At 64.2% G+C, this 17207-nt stretch carries 16 protein-coding genes and 1 pseudogene; 15 read left to right on the top strand and 2 right to left on the bottom strand.

Translation table 11 applies throughout. The features are described 5' to 3' along the window. Positions 1-111: 111 nt before the first annotated feature. The 14 genes from MOE34_RS21355 (at position 112) to MOE34_RS21290 (ending at position 15055) form a co-directional block, all read left to right on the top strand. Positions 112-804, top strand: coding sequence for a glutathione S-transferase family protein (locus MOE34_RS21355; RefSeq protein ID WP_242219622.1), 693 nt, complete (start codon positions 112-114; stop codon positions 802-804). Between the two features lie 10 nt (positions 805-814). Continuing rightward, complete coding sequence (gene queG / locus MOE34_RS21350) at positions 815-1957, top strand: tRNA epoxyqueuosine(34) reductase QueG (RefSeq protein WP_242219620.1); 1143 nt, start codon at positions 815-817, stop codon at positions 1955-1957. Further along, positions 1954-2832, top strand: a complete 879-nt coding sequence (locus MOE34_RS21345) for an SDR family oxidoreductase (protein ID WP_242219618.1) — start codon at positions 1954-1956, stop codon at positions 2830-2832. The genes queG and MOE34_RS21345 overlap by 4 nt, the downstream gene beginning before the upstream one ends. Positions 2833-3195: 363 nt before the next feature. Next, positions 3196-3555: a septal ring lytic transglycosylase RlpA family protein gene (locus tag MOE34_RS21340; protein ID WP_242224175.1), complete on the top strand. Its 360-nt coding sequence runs from the start codon at positions 3196-3198 to the stop codon at positions 3553-3555. Positions 3556-3632: 77 nt separating this feature from the next. Then, a complete protein-coding gene (locus MOE34_RS21335; RefSeq protein WP_242219617.1) occupies positions 3633-4922 on the top strand; it encodes an RsmB/NOP family class I SAM-dependent RNA methyltransferase in 1290 nt (429 codons plus the stop codon). A gap of 196 nt (positions 4923-5118) precedes the next feature. Next, positions 5119-6396: an imelysin family protein gene (locus MOE34_RS21330; RefSeq protein ID WP_242219615.1), complete on the top strand. Its 1278-nt coding sequence runs from the start codon at positions 5119-5121 to the stop codon at positions 6394-6396. A 48-nt stretch (positions 6397-6444) separates the two neighbouring features. Continuing rightward, on the top strand, positions 6445-7980 hold the full coding sequence (locus MOE34_RS21325) for a di-heme oxidoredictase family protein (RefSeq protein WP_242219613.1): 1536 nt from the start codon (positions 6445-6447) through the stop codon (positions 7978-7980). Then, positions 7980-9110 (top strand): imelysin family protein, encoded by a 1131-nt coding sequence (locus tag MOE34_RS21320; RefSeq protein ID WP_242219611.1) that lies wholly within the window; start codon positions 7980-7982, stop codon positions 9108-9110. The genes MOE34_RS21325 and MOE34_RS21320 overlap by 1 nt, the downstream gene beginning before the upstream one ends. After that, a complete protein-coding gene (locus tag MOE34_RS21315; protein WP_242219609.1) occupies positions 9110-10204 on the top strand; it encodes a DUF1513 domain-containing protein in 1095 nt (364 codons plus the stop codon). Before MOE34_RS21320 ends, MOE34_RS21315 begins: the two co-directional genes overlap by 1 nt. A gap of 43 nt (positions 10205-10247) precedes the next feature. Next, complete coding sequence (locus tag MOE34_RS21310) at positions 10248-10703, top strand: TspO/MBR family protein (RefSeq protein ID WP_242219607.1); 456 nt, start codon at positions 10248-10250, stop codon at positions 10701-10703. Between the two features lie 70 nt (positions 10704-10773). Beyond that, on the top strand, positions 10774-11223 hold the full coding sequence (locus tag MOE34_RS21305) for a PaaI family thioesterase (protein WP_242219606.1): 450 nt from the start codon (positions 10774-10776) through the stop codon (positions 11221-11223). Further along, positions 11220-11864 carry a 5'-methylthioadenosine/S-adenosylhomocysteine nucleosidase gene (locus MOE34_RS21300; protein ID WP_242219603.1) on the top strand — a complete coding sequence of 215 codons (645 nt, stop codon included), beginning with the start codon at positions 11220-11222 and terminating at the stop codon, positions 11862-11864. The genes MOE34_RS21305 and MOE34_RS21300 overlap by 4 nt, the downstream gene beginning before the upstream one ends. 53 nt (positions 11865-11917) lie before the next feature. After that, positions 11918-13480 carry a glutamine-hydrolyzing GMP synthase gene (gene guaA, locus MOE34_RS21295; RefSeq protein ID WP_242219601.1) on the top strand — a complete coding sequence of 521 codons (1563 nt, stop codon included), beginning with the start codon at positions 11918-11920 and terminating at the stop codon, positions 13478-13480. 318 nt (positions 13481-13798) lie between these two features. Then, on the top strand, positions 13799-15055 hold the full coding sequence (locus tag MOE34_RS21290) for a tyrosine-type recombinase/integrase (RefSeq protein WP_242219599.1): 1257 nt from the start codon (positions 13799-13801) through the stop codon (positions 15053-15055). On the opposite strand, the gene MOE34_RS21285 is transcribed toward MOE34_RS21290, so the two are convergent. Then, entirely contained in the window at positions 15033-15248 is a 216-nt protein-coding gene (locus MOE34_RS21285; protein ID WP_242219597.1) for a helix-turn-helix transcriptional regulator, read from the bottom strand. The genes MOE34_RS21290 and MOE34_RS21285 overlap by 23 nt on opposite strands. 225 nt (positions 15249-15473) lie before the next feature. Further along, positions 15474-16103: a hypothetical protein gene (locus MOE34_RS21280; RefSeq protein ID WP_242219595.1), complete on the bottom strand. Its 630-nt coding sequence runs from the start codon at positions 16101-16103 to the stop codon at positions 15474-15476. Positions 16104-16294: 191 nt separating this feature from the next. Here MOE34_RS21280 and MOE34_RS21275 point away from each other — a divergent pair. Then, positions 16295-17122 (top strand): annotated as a pseudogene (locus tag MOE34_RS21275) (recombinase family protein); the annotation flags it as partial. Positions 17123-17207: the final 85 nt, after the last annotated feature.

The raw sequence follows: 17207 nt of genomic DNA, 5'->3' as shown, positions 1-17207 counted from the left end.
TGTACCACCAAATTTCTATAGGTTCGTCAAATCAGCCTTGGCCAAATCAGTTCCGCATGAGGCGGCCGGCCCGGCAATCCCTTTCCGCCTGTCAGTCGAAAAGCAGCGTTCATGCCCACACTCTATCATCACCCGATGTCCGCCGCCTCCCGCTTCGTCCGGCTGATCCTTGCCGAATACGGGTTCCAGACGGAACTGGCCGAGGAACAGCCCTGGGAAAACCGGCGTGACTTCCTGGCGCTCAACCCGGCCGGCACGCTGCCCGTCTATGTCGATGACAGCATGCGGGCGCTCTGCGGCGCGAGCATCATCTCCGAATATCTCGACGAGACCCACGGCGTCTTGAAGCGCGACCGGCGACTGCTGGCCGAGGACCCGTTCCAGCGCGCGGAAATCCGCCGCCTGACGGAATGGTTCCTGCAAAAGATGGAACAGGACGTGACGCGCCCGCTGGTGCGCGAGCGTATCTTCAAGCTGCAGATGACGGCAGACCAGGGCGGCGGTCCGCCGGACAGCAAGATCCTGCGCAATTCGCGCGCCAATATCCGCCAGCACATGAAGTATCTCTCCTGGCTCGCCGGTTCGCGCACCTATCTTGCCGGCGACCGGCTGAGCTATGCCGACCTTGCCGCCGCCGCCTGTCTTTCCGTTCTCGACTATATGGGCGAGATCAACTGGACGGAGGCCCCGCAGGCCAAGGAATGGTACCAGCGACTGAAGTCCCGCCCCTCCTTCCGTCCGCTGCTGGCCGAGCGCGTGCGCGGCGTCACGCCGGTCTCGCACTACGCGGACCTCGACTTCTGAGGACGGGACGATGTCGGGCGAGGACAGGCAACGCCGCCGCCTGACGGATTTCCTGAAGGCCGAGGCTGCCGACAAGGGTTTCGACCTCTGTCGCATCACGGGGCCGGATTCCATCCCTGAGGCCCCGGCAAGGCTCGCCGACTTCCTCGCCGCCGGCTATCATGGCACGATGGACTGGATGGCGGAGACCGAGGCCCGCCGCGCCGATCCGCGCGTGCTGTGGAGCGATGTGCGCTCCATCGTCGTCTTCGCGATGAACTACGGCCCGGAGCACGATCCCCGCGCCGTCCACGCCATGCCGGACCGCGCGGCGATCTCCGTCTATGCGCAGAACCGCGACTACCACGACATCATGAAGGGCAGGCTGAAGGAAGTGGCGACGCGCTTTGCCGCGCGCGGCGGGGCGGATGTGAAGGTCTTCGTCGACACCGCTCCCGTCATGGAAAAGCCACTCGCCGCCGCCGCCGGCCTCGGCTGGCAGGGCAGGCACACCAATCTCGTCAGCCGCACGCACGGCTCCTGGCTCTTCCTCGGCAGCCTCTTCACCACGGCGGATCTCATCCGCGACGAGCCGGAGCGCGACCATTGCGGTTCCTGTCGCGCCTGCCTCGAAGCCTGCCCGACTGACGCGTTCCCCGCACCCTACAAGATCGATGCACGGCGCTGCATTTCCTACCTTACCATCGAGCACAAAGGCCCGATCGATCCCGACCTTCGCGAGAAGATCGGCAACCGCATCTATGGCTGCGACGATTGCCTTGCCGCCTGCCCCTGGAATAAGTTCGCCGCCGCCGCGTCCGAAATGAAGCTCGTCGCGCGCGAGGAATTGAAGGCCCCTGCCATCGCCGACCTCCTCACGCTCGACGATCCCGGCTTCCGCACCCATTTCTCCGGCTCACCGGTCAAGCGCATCGGTCGCGACCGCTTCGTGCGCAATGCGCTCATCGCCGCCGGCAATTCCGGCGACCGCGGCCTTGTCGAGACCTGCATCCGCCTTGCGAACGATGCCGCACCCGTGGTGCGCGGCATGGCCGCATGGGCGCTCTCCCGCCTGATGACGGCTTCCGAATTCCGGCAATTTGCGGCAGGAAGGGCTGACGACGCGGACGAGGACGTGCGCGCGGAATATGAAAGAGCGAAGGCAGAGCGATGAGCAAGCACCTCCTGATCCTCGGCGCCGGCTTCTCCGGCAGGGCCATCGGCGACGTCTTCAGGGAGGCCGGCTTTACGGTTTCCGGCACGACGCGGTCGGAGGAGAAGGCGGAGAGCCTGCGCAAGCGCGGTGTCGAACCCATCGTCTATGATGGCGGCGCCATTTCCGAAGCCCTTGCCGCCGGGATGGCGCAGGCGAGCCATGTCGTGCAGTCCATCGCCCCCGGCAAGGACGGCGATCCGCTGTTCCGTGCCGGCACGCCCTCTCTTTCCATTCTCATGCCGCAGCTCGAATGGGCCGGCTACCTCTCCACCGTTGGCGTCTATGGCGACCACAAGGGCGGCTGGGTGGACGAGGAAACGGCGCTGAACCCGGTCTCCGCCCGCTCCGTCGAACGGGTGGAAGCGGAGGACCATTGGCTTGACTTCGGCAAGGCGTCCGGCCTGCCCGTCGCCGTGCTGCGCCTTGCCGGCATCTACGGGCCGGGACGCAACGCGCTGCGCAACATGGAAGAGGGCACCGCCCGCCGGCTCGTCAAGAAGGACCAGGTGTTCAATCGCATCCGCGTCGAGGATATCGGCCGCTCGGCGCTCTTCCTCGCCGAAAGCCGTCTTGGCGGCGTCTGGAACATCACCGACGACGAGCCCGGCCCGCCGCAGGACGTGGTGGCGGAAGCCGCCCGGCTCATGGGCCTGCCGACCCCGCCCGACATTCCTTTCGAGACGGCGGAACTTTCCCCCATGGCGCGGTCTTTCTACGGAGAGAACAAACGCGTCTCGAACGCGAAACTGAAGGCAGCCGGCTTCGAATTCCGCTTCCCGAACTATCGCCAGTCGCTTGCGGAACTCCATTCCTCGGGCCGCTGGCAAGGCTGACGGGTGGGGCCGGCTGGCCTCGTTTTGCGATTTAATACAACCTAAAATTTATCCGCCTCATTTTTGCCGCCGAATTACTGCGTAGAAATTGCTAATATTGAAAGTTTTTTCCGAAAATTTGCAGGAACGTCGCACGACCATTCCAGCTTTCAAGTCGATTCAGTTTAGTCACTGATTCGCAAGATTCTTTTCGGACCCATTAACGAAGACTAAAAATCCATCGCTGGCGATGGACTGTATATCCGGCGGCACCTCGACAGCAATTGCGACCGGTTGAGGCACGTTTTCGCCATTTTTGCTTCTTCATAGGGCGACCAACACAGCGGAAATTCACAACTTTCCCGGAAGGTCATCCGATACATGATGCTCAAGTCCTCCAGTCTCGCGCTTGCTTCGCTCGTCGCCCTTTCCTCCACCTTCGTTACATTCTCCGACGCTCAGGCCGCCGGCTGCGGTCGCGCCTCGTGGTATGCGCTGCACTCGCGCACCGCTTCCGGCGAACGCATGAATCCGAACCTCATGACGGCCGCCCATCGCAGCCTGCGCTTCGGCACCAAGGTGAAGGTCACCAACGCGAACAACGGCAAGAGCGTGGTGGTGCGCATCAACGATCGCGGTCCGTTCGTCCGCGGCCGCGTGCTCGACCTTTCCAAGGCGGCGGCTTCCAACATCGGCATGATCCGTTCCGGCCACGCCAAGATCTGCTACGAAGTCATCGGCTGAGCCTCAAGCAAATCTGACTGCGCCGGCTTGCTCTCGGCGCATTCCGCCGCTACCACGACGCAAAACGGAGAAAACGGATGCGATTGGGTGGGCGACTCTCGGGAGCCATCGAGGTTCTGACGGATATCGAGACGCGGCGGCGCCCCGTCGCCGATGCGCTCAAGGACTGGGGCCTGTCCCATCGGTTCGCCGGTTCCGGCGACCGCGCCGCCATCGGCAACATCGTCTATGACGCCCTGCGCATGAAGCTGTCGCACGCCTTCCTGATGGATGACGACAGCCCGGCCGCCCTCGGCTATGCCGTGCTGCTGCGCCAGTGGGGCCTTGCCCCGGAAGCCCTCGCCGCCGAATTCGACGGCGACCGCTTCGCACCCGAGGCGCTTTCCGACGAAAAGCTCGCCGCCTTCCATGCCCGCAACCTCGATGAGGCCGCCCCGCATGTGCAGGGCGACATTCCGGAATGGATCCAGCCCGCCTTCGAAGCGAATTTCTCCGATGCCTGGCTCGCGGAAGCCCAGGCGCTCGCCGACCGGCCGACGCTGGACCTGCGCGCCAACACGCTGAAGGCAAGCCGTGACAAGGTGCTGAAGGCGCTGGAGCGCAACGCCGCCGTCGCCTCCGCCATCGCCCGCCAGGGCATCCGCATTCCTGCCGGCGAAGGCCCCTCGCGCCTGCCGAACGTCACCGCCGACCTCGCCTTCCAGAAGGGCTGGTTCGAGGTGCAGGACGAAGGCTCGCAGATCGTCGCCGATCTCGTCGTGCCGCAGGAGGGCGAGCAGGTGCTCGATTTCTGCGCCGGCGGCGGCGGCAAGACCCTCGCCATGGCGGCGGCGATGAACAACAAGGGCCAGGTCCACGCCTATGACACGGACCGCAAGCGCCTCGCCCCGATCATCGAGCGGCTGAAGCGCGCCGGCACCCGCAACGTGCAGGTCCACGAAAACCTTTCCAGCCTTTCGCCGCTCGCGGGCCGCTTCGACCGCGTGCTGGTCGACGCGCCCTGCACCGGCACCGGCACCTGGCGCCGCCGTCCGGATACCAAATGGCGCCTCACCGAGAAGAACCTCGAGGAACGCCTGACCCAGCAGCAGGAAGCACTCGCCAATGCCAGCGCCTTCGTGCGGCCCGGCGGCTTCCTGCTCTATGTCACCTGTTCCATCCTGCCGCAGGAGAACGAGGAGCAGGTGCACGGCTTCTGCAAGGCCAATCCCGGCTTCGAGATCCAGCCGGTCGAGGAAACCTGGCGCAAGCTCTTCGGCGCGGACAAGCCGCAGCCCCGCTCGCGCGACGGCAGGACCGTGACGTTGACGCCCGCCTCGACGGATACGGACGGCTTCTTCTTCTGTGCTATGAGTCGCAAGGCTTGAAGCGGTTGTTTTCCCGCGAAAGCGCCGGAACACCTTGAAACCGTTCTAAACTATACACTTTGACACCAGTTTTTATTTGGTCCATGACAGCAAGGCCTGAATAACCCGAGCCCGGCCGCCGCCGGGCCATCCGGACAGCGGCCGTCCGCCGCCCCGGTGTCGGGGGGACACGTCAAACAGGACACCAGGAGACGTCATGACCACTTCCTTCCTTCGCGCGGCCGCCTTTGTGCTTGCTGCCGCCGCGTCCAGCCTTGCCATCGGCTCCGCCCATGCGGCCGCCGATCCGGCTGCGATCGTCAAGCACTATGCCGAGATCGCCCACGCCAAATATTCCGACGCCCTCGACGCCGCCAAGGCGCTCGATGCGGCTGTCGACGCCCTCATCGCCAAGCCGAGCGACGAAACGCTGAAGGCGGCGCGCGAGGCCTGGCTGAAGTCCCGCATTCCCTATCAGCAGACGGAAGCCTACCGCTTCGGCAACCCGATCGTCGACGATTGGGAAGGCAAGGTGAACGCCTGGCCGCTCGATGAAGGCCTGATCGACTATGTCGACCCGAGCTACGGCACGGAGAGCGACGAAAATGCCCTCTTCGTCGGCAATGTCATCGCCAATCCGAAGCTGGAGATCGGCGGCAAGACCATCGACGCCACGACGATCACCCCGGCGGTTCTGCAGGAACTGCACGAGGCGGGCGAAGTCGAGGCGAATGTCGCGACCGGCTACCACGCCATCGAATTCCTGCTCTGGGGCCAGGACCTGAACGGCACCGGCAAGGGCGCGGGCAACCGCCAGGCGAGCGACTACGATACGGCCAATTGCACCAACGGCAATTGCGACCGCCGCGCCGCCTACCTGAAGTCCGCCACCTCGCTGCTCGTCACCGATCTCGAGGAGATGGTGAAGGCATGGGCCGCCGATGGCGACGCCACCAAGAACGTGACCGCCGATCCGAAGGCCGGCATCACCGCCATGCTGACCGGCATGGGCTCGCTCTCCTATGGCGAACTGGCCGGCGAGCGCATGAAGCTCGGCCTGCTGCTGCACGATCCGGAAGAAGAGCACGATTGCTTCTCCGACAACACGCACAACTCGCATTACTACGACGTCGTCGGCATCCAGACCGTCTATACGGGCGAATACACCCGTCCTGACGGCACGAAGATGACCGGCCCGTCGCTCTCCGAACTCGTCGCGGAAAAGGACGCCGCGCTCGACACGGAGCTGAAGGGCAAGCTCGACGCCAGCCATGCCGCCTTCAAGGCGCTGGTGGACCGCGCGGAAGGCGGCGAGGCCTATGACCAGATGATCGGCGAAGGCAACGAAGAGGGTAACAAGGTCGTCCAGGCCGCCATCGACAGCCTGATCGACCAGACCAAGACCATCGAGCGCGTCATCGGGTCGCTGGATCTCGGCAAGATCGAGCTTGAAGGCTCCGACAGCCTGGATAATCCTGGCGCTGTCTTCAAATAAGCAGGAAGGCGGGCCGCCTCTCTTCGGGACGGCGGCCCGATCCCATACATGACAGAACGCCCTCCCCGTCGTCTGCTCGCGGTTTGCGCCGCGTTCACCGTCGCGGCGGGCGTTTTCGTTCTGGGCCATGCCCATTCCACCGGCCGGGAACGGGACGACCTCTCCGCGAAGGACCGCAAGCGCGTTGCGGCGGTGACGGCGCCGGCGACGGATTTCTCCAAGGCGGAGCAATACGAGGCGATGTCCGGCGGGGCGGCGACGTCGCTCGCGAAAATCGACATCGACAGCTTCTCCCACTTCTCGGAAAACATCACCTTCGAGGAACGCGAGACCTTCAAGCTGGGCAATGCGCTGTTCCAGAAACTCTGGGTCTCCTCCCCCTCCTCCACACAGGCCTCCGACGGCCTCGGCCCGCTCTACAACGCCCGTTCCTGCCAGACCTGTCATATCAAGGACGGCCGCGGCCATCCGCCGGAGGGCGCGGAAGACGCGACCTCGATGTTCCTGCGCCTTGCCCGTCCCGCGAAGACCCCGGATGAAGCGGCGGCGCTGAAGCGTTTTTCCGAAATGAGCCTGCCGGACCCGATCTACGGCCGCCAGCTACAGGACCGCGCCGTCCCCGGCCTCAAGGCCGAGGGGCACATGGTGATGGACTACGCCGAGGAGCCCGTGACGCTTGCCGGCGGCGAGATCGTCACGCTGCGCCGCCCGGCCTATTCCGTGGCGAACCTCGCTTACGGCGACCTCGATCCGGCGACGACGCTCTCGCCGCGCGTCACCCAGCCGATGCTCGGCCTCGGCCTCATCCAGGCGATCCACGAGGCCGATATCCTTGCGCTGGCCGATCCCGACGACGCCAACGGGGACGGCATCAGCGGCAAGGCCGCCATCGCCATCGACCCCAAGACCGGCAGGCAGGCGCTGGGCCGCTTCGGCTGGAAGGCGCAGTCGGCGACCGTGCGCCAGCAGAGCGCCGAGGCCTTCGCCTTCGATATCGGCATTTCAACGCCCGAAGTGCCGCTGCATCAGGGCGATTGCACGCCCGCTCAAACCGCCTGCCTCGAGCGCCCGGACGGCGTGCAGAAGCGGCTCGGCGACGCGGAAGCGCCGCCGCCCGTCATGGACCTCGTGACCTTCTACGCGGAGAACCTCGCCGTGCCCGCGCGGCGCAAGGCGAGCTTCGCCGAAACGCTTGCCGGCAAGCGCGTCTTCTACGAGACGGGCTGCACCTCCTGCCACAACCCGAAATTCGTGACCCGGCGCGATGCCGGGAACAAGGCCCATGCCTTCCAGCTCATCTGGCCCTATTCCGATTTCCTGCTGCACGACATGGGCGAAGGCCTTGCCGACGGGCAGACGGTCGGGGTTGCCGATGGCCGGGAGTGGCGCACGCCGCCGCTCTGGGGTATCGGCCTTACAAAAACCGTCAACGGCCATACGTTCTTCCTGCATGACGGGCGCGCCCGCAACCTCACCGAGGCCATCCTGTGGCACGGCGGCGAGGCCAAGGCTGCGCGCGACCGCTTCGCCGCGCTGGAAAAACACGACCGCGACGCCCTTCTGACCTTCCTGGAGAGCCTCTGATGACCAACCGGCGCCTTCCCTTCCCGCGGTTCGCCGCGCTCCTTGCGGCAAGCCTTCTCCTCTCCGTCGCCCCACCGGCACTGGCGCAGGAAGGCTCGATGCCCGTGCTGCCCGACCTCACCGACGAAAGCGTCGTCGACGTGATGACGCGCGCCGTCGACGAGGTCATCCGCCCCGGCTACCGCGCCTTCGAGGCTTCCGCCGGCGGCCTCGCCGAAGCGACGACAGCCTTCTGCAAGGCCCCGTCCGATGCCAGCCGCAAGGCGGTGGATGCCGCCTTCCGGCAGGCCGTCGCCGACTGGGGCCGCATCGAGATCGTGCGCATCGGCCCGGTTCTCGACGACAACCGCTTCGAACGCATCCTCTTCTATCCCGACCGCAAGGGCACCGGCCTGAAGCAGGTGCAGGCGCTGCTGCAGAAACAGGACGAGGCCGATACCGACGCCGCGGCCATGGGCGGCAAGAGCGTCGCCATCCAGGGTTTTGGCGCGCTCGAATTCGCGCTCTTCGGCACCGGATCCGAAACGCTGATGGAAAAGCCGGACAGCTTCCGCTGCCGTTACGCCGCCGCCGTGGCCAGCCATATCCGGACGACGGCAAGCGGTCTTGCCGCTGCCTGGGACGCCCCTGACGGCGTGCAGCGCGACTGGAAGCATCCCGGCCCGCAGAACCCGGTCTTCCGCACCGGCAAGGAAGCCGTCACCGCTCTCCTCGGCATTCTCGTGCACGGCGCGGAGGCGGTGCGCGACCAGCGGATCGAGACCTTCTATCGCCATGGCGGCACAGCGCGGCCGAAATCGGCGGTCTTTTGGCGCTCGGGCAATACCTGGACCTCGATCGATGCGAATATCGAGGGCCTGCGCACGCTCTTCGACAAATCCGGCATGGTCGGTCTCATCGATCCGAACTTCGCCTCCATCGGCGGCAATATCGATTTCGTGCTGAAATCGCTGCAACGCGTCGCCCCCACCGTCGACAGCGATATCGAAAAGGCCGTCACGACCCCCGAGGAACAGCAGAAGATCGCGTTCCTGCTCGTCAACACACGCGACCTGATCCTGCGCCTCAACGGCGAATATGGCGGCGCGATCGGCCTTGGCGCGGGCTTCTCCTTCGCGGACGGCGACTGATGACGGCCCGCCCCAGCGCGTCCCTCGACCGCCGCGCTTTCCTGCGCATGGCGGGCGCGGCCTGGGCGGCGTCGCTCGCCGCGCGCCCGGCCTTCGCGCTGTCGCGCACCGACGCCGTCTTCGCCTCCGGCTACCGGGAGCCTGACGGCAGCTTAGGCATTGCCGTGCTTGCAGAAGACGGAACGATCATCGACCGCACCCCGTTGCCGGCCCGCAGCCATGGCATGGCCTTTTCGCCCACAACGCAACACCTCGTCGCATTCGCACGCCGGCCAGGCACCTTCGCGCTGGTGATCGACCGTTCCGGCACGGCGGCCCCCATCACCATCGCCGCCGCCGAGGACCGGCATTTCTTCGGCCATGGCTGCTTTTCGCCGGACGGACGGTTCCTCTACGCCAGCGAGAACGATTTCGACGCCAACCGCGGCGTCATCGGCCTCTACGACGCCCGCGACGGCTACCGCCGCATCGGCGAATATTCGACCTTCGGCATCGGCACGCACGACCTGTCCGTCAGCGACGACGGCAGCTTGCTGATCGCCGCCAATGGCGGCATCGAGACCCATCCGGATTTCGGCCGCACCAAGCTGAATCTCGACCATATGGAACCCTCGCTCGCCCTGATCGACGCCGCGACGGGCGCGCTCATCGAGCGGCACGCGCTGCCGGAGAAGCTGCGCCAGCTTTCCACCCGCCATGTCGATCTCGACGAGAAGGGCCGCATCTGGTTCGCCTGCCAGTATGAAGGCCCGCGCAACGACCTGCCGCCGCTCGTCGGTCATTTCGGCAAGGGAGAAGACCTCACCTTCCTCTCGTTGCCGGAGGAGACGACCATCGGCCTTGCCAATTATGTCGGCGCCATCGCCGTCAACCGGCGGGAAGGGCTCGTCGGCCTCACGTCGCCGAACGGTGGGCGCTTCGTCATGCTCGACGCTCGGACCGGCCGCGTCCTCAAGGAAGAAACCGTCGCGGATGCCGCCGGCATCGCCGCCGCGCCACATGGCTTTGCCGTGTCCTCCTATGACGGCCACTTTGCCGGCCGGCGCGAAGACGTCGCCTGGGACCAGCACATTGCGGGCCTCAGGCCCCGCTGATTTTCGCTCTGGACGATGGGCCGCGGCGCGCTACCTCCCCGGCATGAGCAACAAGCCCCTCGTCTATCTCGCCTTCATCATCCTCGTTCTCGGCGGCGGCCTCCTGATCGGCGCCAGCAACATGCCCGGCGACTGGTACCAGTCGCTGGCCAAACCCTCCTTCAACCCGCCGAACTGGGTCTTCGCACCGGTCTGGAGCATCCTCTACATCATCGTCGGCGTGGTCGGAGCCCGGACATGGCTCACCCTTCGCCGCTCCATGGCGATGCGGCTGTGGTTCGCCCAGCTGATCTTCAATTTCGCCTGGTCACCGGTCTTTTTCGGGCTCAAGGACCCGACATCGGCTGTGATCATCATCCTTGGCCTCCTGATTTCCGTCGCGGGCTTCATCGCCGTTTCCTGGCGACAGGACCGCACGGCAGCGCTGCTCTTCATGCCCTATCTCGCCTGGGTCGCCTTCGCCACCGCGCTCAACGCGGCGATTATCGCCCTCAACTGACGGGGACGCTTGCAGTGCAGCATGCGCCGTGCAAACCTCCGCCCATATCGGGCTGAGACACGGGCACATTATGACAGGCATTCCTTCGGCTGACTTCGCCGGCCGCATCGCACGGAGCTTCGAGCGGCAGGCCGCCATGCGGCTCATCGGCGCGGAGCTGACCCGCGTCGAGCACGGCACGGTGGAGATCGAGCTGCCCTTCGACGACAAGCTGACGCAGCAGCACGGCTTTCTGCATGCCGGCGTCATCTCCGCCGCGCTGGACACGGCCTGTGGCTATGCCGCCTATTCCGTCATCGACGCGGACGCCTCGATCCTCACCATCGAGTTCAAGGTGAACCTCATGTCGCCGGGGCGCGGCGAGTGCTTCCTCTTCCGCGGCGAGGTCACCAAGCCCGGCAGCAACATCATCGTCGCCGATGGACGCGGCTATGCCATCTCCGACGGCCCCGCCAAGCTGATCGCATCCATGACCGGCACGATGATGGTCGTGCGCGGCCGCGAGGACATCGCCGAATGAGCTTCACCCTCAAGACCGTCGCGGACAGGCGCATCCTCTATGTCATGGCCGCCGATGCCGAATACGGCCCACACCTGAAAGCCCGCATCGCGCCCTTCATGACCGGCGTCGGCCCGGTCGAGGCCGCCGTGCAACTGACGCTCGCCCTTTGCCATCTGGAAGCGGAAGGAAACCTTCCCGACTACGTCGTCTCACTCGGTTCGGCCGGCTCCGCCACGCTGGAGCAGACCGCCATCTACCAGGCGACATCGGTCTCCTATCGCGACATGGACGCCTCGCCCCTCGGCTTCACCAAGGGCGCGACGCCTTTCCTCGACCTGCCCGTGGAAGTCGCCCTGCCCTTCACCATCCCCGGCATTCCGACCGCGCGGCTTTCAACGGGCGCCAACATCGTCTCCGGCGCGGCCTATGCCGATATCGACGCCGACATGGTGGAGATGGAGACCTATGCGGAACTGCGCGCCTGCCAGGCCTTCAACGTCCCGCTCATCGGCCTTCGCGGCATTTCCGACGGCAAGGCCGAGCTCACCCATATCGGCGACTGGACGGAATACCTGCATGTGATCGACGAAAAGCTCGCCGCCGCCGTCGATCTACTGGAAGCGGCCATCGCAGGCGGAACCGTCATTCGCAACGGCTGAAAATCCGGCTTTTCCCCGTTGCGCGCCGCGCGGATATTCTTTAAAGGCTCGCCATGACCCAGACAGCTCATCCCGACAGCGTTCTCATCATCGATTTCGGCAGCCAGGTGACCCAGCTCATCGGGCGGCGCGTGCGCGAAGCAGGCGTCTATTGCGAGATCATCCCCTTCCAGTCGGCGGAAGAAGCCTTCCACCGCATGAAGCCGAAGGCGATCATCTTCTCCGGCGGCCCCGCTTCCGTTCTCGACCAGGGTAGCCCCCGCGCACCGCAGATCGTCTTCGATTCCGGCCTGCCGATCCTCGGCATCTGCTACGGCCAGCAGACGCTCGCCACCCAGCTCGGCGGCACCGTCGAAGGCGGCCATGCCCGCGAATTCGGCCGCGCCGATGTGGAGATCCTGAAGGACAGCCCGCTCTTCGAAGGCTTCTGGGAAGTCGGCAACAAATATCCGGTCTGGATGAGCCACGGCGACCGCGTCACCGTCGCCCCTGAAGGTTTCGAGATCATCGGCGTTTCCGAAAACGCCCCCTTCGCCATCTGCGTCAACGAGGCGAAGCGCTACTACACGACTATGTTCCACCCGGAGGTGGTACACACGCCCGATGGCGCCAAGCTGCTGTCGAACTTCGTGCACAAGATCGCCGGCATCAAGGGCGACTGGTCGATGTCCGCCTACCGCGCCCGCGCCGTGGAAGCGATCCGCGAGCAGGTCGGCGACAAGCGTGTCATCTGCGCCCTTTCGGGCGGCGTCGACTCATCCGTCGCGGCCCTCCTCATCCATGAGGCGGTCGGCCCGCAGCTCACCTGCATCCTCGTCGACCACGGCCTGATGCGCAAGAACGAGGCGGCCGACGTCGTCGCCATGTTCCGCGAGCACTACAACCTGCACCTCATCCATGTCGATGCCGTAGACCGCTTCGTCGGCGAGCTGGAAGGCGTTTCCGACCCCGAGACCAAGCGCAAGATCATCGGCCGCCTGTTCATCGAGGTCTTCGAGGAAGAGGCCGGCAAGCTCGGCGGCGCGGAATTCCTCGCGCAGGGCACGCTCTATCCTGATGTCATCGAAAGCGTCTCCTTCACCGGCGGCCCCTCGGTCACGATCAAGTCGCATCACAATGTCGGTGGCCTTCCCGAGCGCATGAACATGAAGCTCGTCGAGCCGCTGCGCGAACTCTTCAAGGACGAAGTGCGCGTGCTCGGCCGCGAACTCGGCCTGCCCGACTCGTTCATCGGCCGCCACCCCTTCCCGGGTCCGGGCCTTGCCATCCGCTGCCCGGGCGGCATCACCCGCGACAAGTTGGAGATCCTGCGCGAAGCCGATGCCATCTATCTCGACGAGATCCGCAAGGCCGGTCTCTACGACAAGATCTGGCAGGCCTTCGCCGTGCTGCTCCCCGTCCAGACCGTCGGCGTCATGGGTGACGGCCGCACCTACGAATTCGTCTGCGCGCTGCGCGCCGTCACCTCCGTCGACGGCATGACCGCGGACTTCTACCACTACGACATGAACTTCCTCGGCCGCGCCGCCACTCGCATCATCAACGAAGTCCGCGGCATCAACCGCGTCGTCTACGACGTGACGTCGAAGCCGCCGGGCACGATCGAGTGGGAATAATTTTTGCCCCTCCGGGCGTATCCGAAATCACGCTATAATGCGACATAAGCCAATGAAAATGCTGAAAAAATCCCTCTGAGACTTTCAGCATCTATCGCGGGGTTAGCCTCCCGTTTGACGGTATGGCTGGCGGTATGGCGCGTCTTGTCTCAACCGAAAAACGCATATACCGTCAGGGGCAAGAGAGCTTCTGACGGTATATTTTTTGGCCTAACCATTTGTAAGTGCTGAATAAAAATCCTGTCAGGCGGCCTAATTTTGGCCTGACGGTATAATTGGGTGCTCTCCTGCATTTTTTGACCGATCTGGAGGGTGCAGATGCTGACCGACGCCGCCATCAAGGCACTGAAACCAAAAGATAAATTATACAAGATTGTGGATCGTGACGGTATGTACGTCGTGGTCCAACCTTCAGAGTCAATCGTGTTCCGCTTGGACTACCGGCTCAACGGCCGTCGGGAGACCTTGACGTTGGGTCGTTATGGCCCGGCGGGTCTGTCTCTGGCCCGGGCGCGTGAGAAGCTGATTGATGCCAAGCGCGCGATTTCCGAGGGTCGCTCGCCGGCGCAGGAAAAGCAGCGCGAGAAGCGGAGGATCAAGGAAGCCAAGAGCTTCGGCCAGTTCGGTGAACGCTGGCTTCAGGAAGCGAGGATGGCGGACAGTACACGCGCGATGCGGCGGTCGATCTTCGAGCGCGACATCCTCCCGGCGTTTCGCAATCGACTGCTAACCGAGATCCTGCCGGAGGATTTGCGCGGGTTGTGCGCGAAGGTAAAGGAACGCGGGGCGCCGGCAACAGCGGTCCACGTCAGAGACATTGTGAAGTTGGTTTTCGCCTTCGCCATCCTGCACGGGGAGAAGGTCGCCAACCCGGCCGACGAGGTTGGCCCATCGTCGATCGCGACCTTCGTGCCGAAGGACAGGTCGCTATCCCCCGCGGAGATCCGAATCATGCTCGGACAGCTTGAGCATGTCCCGACGCTGCCGACGATCCGTCTCGGGATAAAGCTGATCCTGCTCTCGATGGTGCGAAAGAGCGAATTGCAGGATGCAGTCTGGGACGAGGTCGATTTTGAGAACGCCGTCTGGTCGATCCCCAAGGAGCGAATGAAGCGCTCGAAGGCGCACAACGTCTATCTATCGCAGCAAATGCTCGACATCTTCATCGCTCTCAAGACCTGCGCCGGTAACTCGAAATACGTCCTGCCGTCGCGCTACGACGCTGACGCGCCGATGTCGCGGGCCACGTTCAATCGGGTCACGACGGCGGTGGTGGTGCGGGCCAAGAAGGAAGGAATGCCGCTGGAGTCCTTTACGGTTCACGATCTCCGACGCACCGGCTCGACTCTGCTGAACGAACTGGGCTTCAACAGCGACTGGATCGAGAAGTGCTTGGCGCACGAGGATGGCCGATCGTCACGGGGCATCTACAACAAGGCGGAATATGAGCATCAGCGCCGGCATATGATCCAGGAATGGTCCAACATCGTGGACGCTTGGGTCGTGGGGGAGAAATACACGCCGATCCTTTATCCGCCGACAATGGACCTGCTTACGCCCGAGCCGGATGTTTGATGGGGCGCGTCTTGCGAAGCTGGACATCGGGCATGGGCGCGCGTTTCACGGTTTTCGCGCGTGAGGCGCGGCGGCGCTCCTCGAGCCAGGCTTCGACTTCGGCGAGGTCCCAGACCACGCAGCGAGACGTAAGATAGAAGCGCTGCGGAAATTCACCGCGCTGCTCCATGTCGTAGATTGTCGTGTCGGCCAACGGGACGATTTGCCGAAGCTCATGCCGCCGGATGGTCCGTGTCACGGCGGGAGGTTCTTGTGATTTCATCAGAGGACTCCGTCAGCCATTGGGTTCGACGGATAGAAGTCGATAGACGACGTTGAAAGAAAGCCCGGATTGAGGGGCGTAGAACGGTATCGTGCTCTGGCGTGCATATCGGAAAAGGCGCGGCCATCGCCGCGCCCAGCCAGACCGCCAATCGGTTCATTTGGATGATCGTCGATACCGGCCCTTCCGGCGTGAGCCGACGTAGCATATGAGACCAGCCACCTTGAGCGCGGCGATGTCCCGACGCGCAGTTTTCAGGCTGACTGCCCACACCGCCGCAATATCCCGTGCGTCACTTCGGACCTCCCCGACTCGGTCGAGAAACCAGTGCTGCCGCTCGTTGAGTTCGGCTCGATCAGGGACATTTTTAGGGTCGCGTTCAGGGACACGTTCAGGGACATTTTTCCGCGCGCCCGTTGCCGATCGTCCCCCTGCGGCTTCCCCGGCAGCATAGGCTTCACGGGCTCTAGCCAGGGAAATGCGATCCACTGGGCCGGTCAACGGGATGGCTGCCGGCCCATCGACCAGGCCGAGAACGAAGGCCCTGATGACTGGGGACGAGACCACCAGCCGCAGGAAATAGACGCTGTCTGGCCCGTGCTGGCCTGAAAGCCAGTGCTTGACGGTTCGCTCGCTTGCGTCCGTCTGGCGCATGAGCTGCTTAATCGCGCGGCGACTGTCGCCATGCTCTTTGCGTAGCAGCTCAGCGATGGTCCGCGCATAGACTTCGCGTCCGCCAAGAACGCCTGTCCATAGGGGTAATTTCCTGCCCGTTTTCGGCAACATCTTCCGTTTTCTCCGCATCTAAACTGTTCCAGTGCGGAGTGACGGCAGAGGCCCGTCATGCGCTGCGGCGGTAGGTCGCCCGGACCGCCGCAGGCAAGTTCGTGAGGCGTAATGTGATGAGCCGGAGAGATTACGATAATGATCGGTCAGAGCAGCCCGAACGTCCTCTTCGGGCTGCCGAATACGTCCGCATGTCGACGGATCATCAGAAGTATTCGACGGAAAACCAATCCGACGCGATCAAGCACTATGCCGAGGCGCGCGGAATCGAGATCGTCTGTACCTACGCCGACGAAGGAAAGAGCGGGCTCAGCGTCGATGGTCGTGATGCGTTCAAGCGGCTGATCGCGGACGTCGTGGAAGGCCGCGCCGACTTTGAGATGATCCTCGTCTACGACGTGAGCCGCTGGGGGCGCTTCCAGGACACCGACGAAAGCGCCTACTACGAATATATCTGCAAACGCGCCGGCGTTCGTGTCCAATACTGCGCCGAACAGTTCGAGAATGACGGAAGCCCGATCGCGGCCATCATCAAGGGCGTGAAGAGCGCCATGGCCGGGGAATATAGCCGTGAGCTTTCCGTCAAGGTTTTCGCCGGCCAGGGGCGCCTGATCGAGAAAGGGTATCGTCAGGGAGGCCCGGCGGGTTTTGGACTACGGCGAACGCTCATCGATGAGCACGGCGCTATCAAGGGGTGTCTTGAACGCGGCGAGCAGAAGAGTCTCCAGACTGACCGCGTGATCCTGACACTCGGCCCGGCCGAGGAAGTCGATCTGGTTCGCAAAATCTACCGGGCGTTCGTCCATCAAGGGTATAGCGAGAGCGAGATCGCGGCCGATCTCAACAGGCGGGGTATTTCCACCGACCTTGGGCGACCCTGGACCAGGGGAACCGTCCACCAGATTCTCATCAACGAGAAATATGTCGGCGACAACGTATGGAACCGCCGCTCTTTCAAGCTGAAGAAGAAGCGCGTCCGGAACGATCCCGGTATGTGGATCAGGGCGCAGGATGCGTTTGCGGTGAGAGCGGCGGTGCAAAAGTCGGCCACGGTAGCGGCGGCATAATGCTGCTGCGGGCGGAGTAAAATCCGGCCACCTATCT

Origin of the sequence: Shinella zoogloeoides (assembly GCF_022682305.1) — a bacterium.
GTDB classification, from domain to species: Bacteria; Pseudomonadota; Alphaproteobacteria; order Rhizobiales; family Rhizobiaceae; genus Shinella; species Shinella zoogloeoides_B.
Note: the sequence above shows the minus strand (reverse complement) of the source record. Positions and strands in the feature narration are given on the sequence as shown.

Bases quoted from the DNA above. Each gene is read 5' to 3' on its own strand.
- MOE34_RS21300 (WP_242219603.1), top strand. From the start codon at position 11,220: ATGAGCTTCACCCTCAAGACCGTCGCGGACAGGCGCATCCTCTATGTC.
- MOE34_RS21305 (WP_242219606.1), top strand. From the start codon at position 10,774: ATGACAGGCATTCCTTCGGCTGACTTCGCCGGCCGCATCGCACGGAGC.
- MOE34_RS21330 (WP_242219615.1), top strand. From the start codon at position 5,119: ATGACCACTTCCTTCCTTCGCGCGGCCGCCTTTGTGCTTGCTGCCGCC.
- MOE34_RS21320 (WP_242219611.1), top strand. From the start codon at position 7,980: ATGACCAACCGGCGCCTTCCCTTCCCGCGGTTCGCCGCGCTCCTTGCG.
- MOE34_RS21335 (WP_242219617.1), top strand. From the start codon at position 3,633: ATGCGATTGGGTGGGCGACTCTCGGGAGCCATCGAGGTTCTGACGGAT.
- MOE34_RS21340 (WP_242224175.1), top strand. From the start codon at position 3,196: ATGCTCAAGTCCTCCAGTCTCGCGCTTGCTTCGCTCGTCGCCCTTTCC.
- MOE34_RS21325 (WP_242219613.1), top strand. From the start codon at position 6,445: ATGACAGAACGCCCTCCCCGTCGTCTGCTCGCGGTTTGCGCCGCGTTC.
- guaA (WP_242219601.1), top strand. From the start codon at position 11,918: ATGACCCAGACAGCTCATCCCGACAGCGTTCTCATCATCGATTTCGGC.
- MOE34_RS21280 (WP_242219595.1), bottom strand. From the start codon at position 16,103: ATGTTGCCGAAAACGGGCAGGAAATTACCCCTATGGACAGGCGTTCTT.
- MOE34_RS21315 (WP_242219609.1), top strand. From the start codon at position 9,110: ATGACGGCCCGCCCCAGCGCGTCCCTCGACCGCCGCGCTTTCCTGCGC.
- MOE34_RS21290 (WP_242219599.1), top strand. From the start codon at position 13,799: ATGCTGACCGACGCCGCCATCAAGGCACTGAAACCAAAAGATAAATTA.
- MOE34_RS21355 (WP_242219622.1), top strand. From the start codon at position 112: ATGCCCACACTCTATCATCACCCGATGTCCGCCGCCTCCCGCTTCGTC.
- MOE34_RS21345 (WP_242219618.1), top strand. From the start codon at position 1,954: ATGAGCAAGCACCTCCTGATCCTCGGCGCCGGCTTCTCCGGCAGGGCC.
- queG (WP_242219620.1), top strand. From the start codon at position 815: ATGTCGGGCGAGGACAGGCAACGCCGCCGCCTGACGGATTTCCTGAAG.
- MOE34_RS21310 (WP_242219607.1), top strand. From the start codon at position 10,248: ATGAGCAACAAGCCCCTCGTCTATCTCGCCTTCATCATCCTCGTTCTC.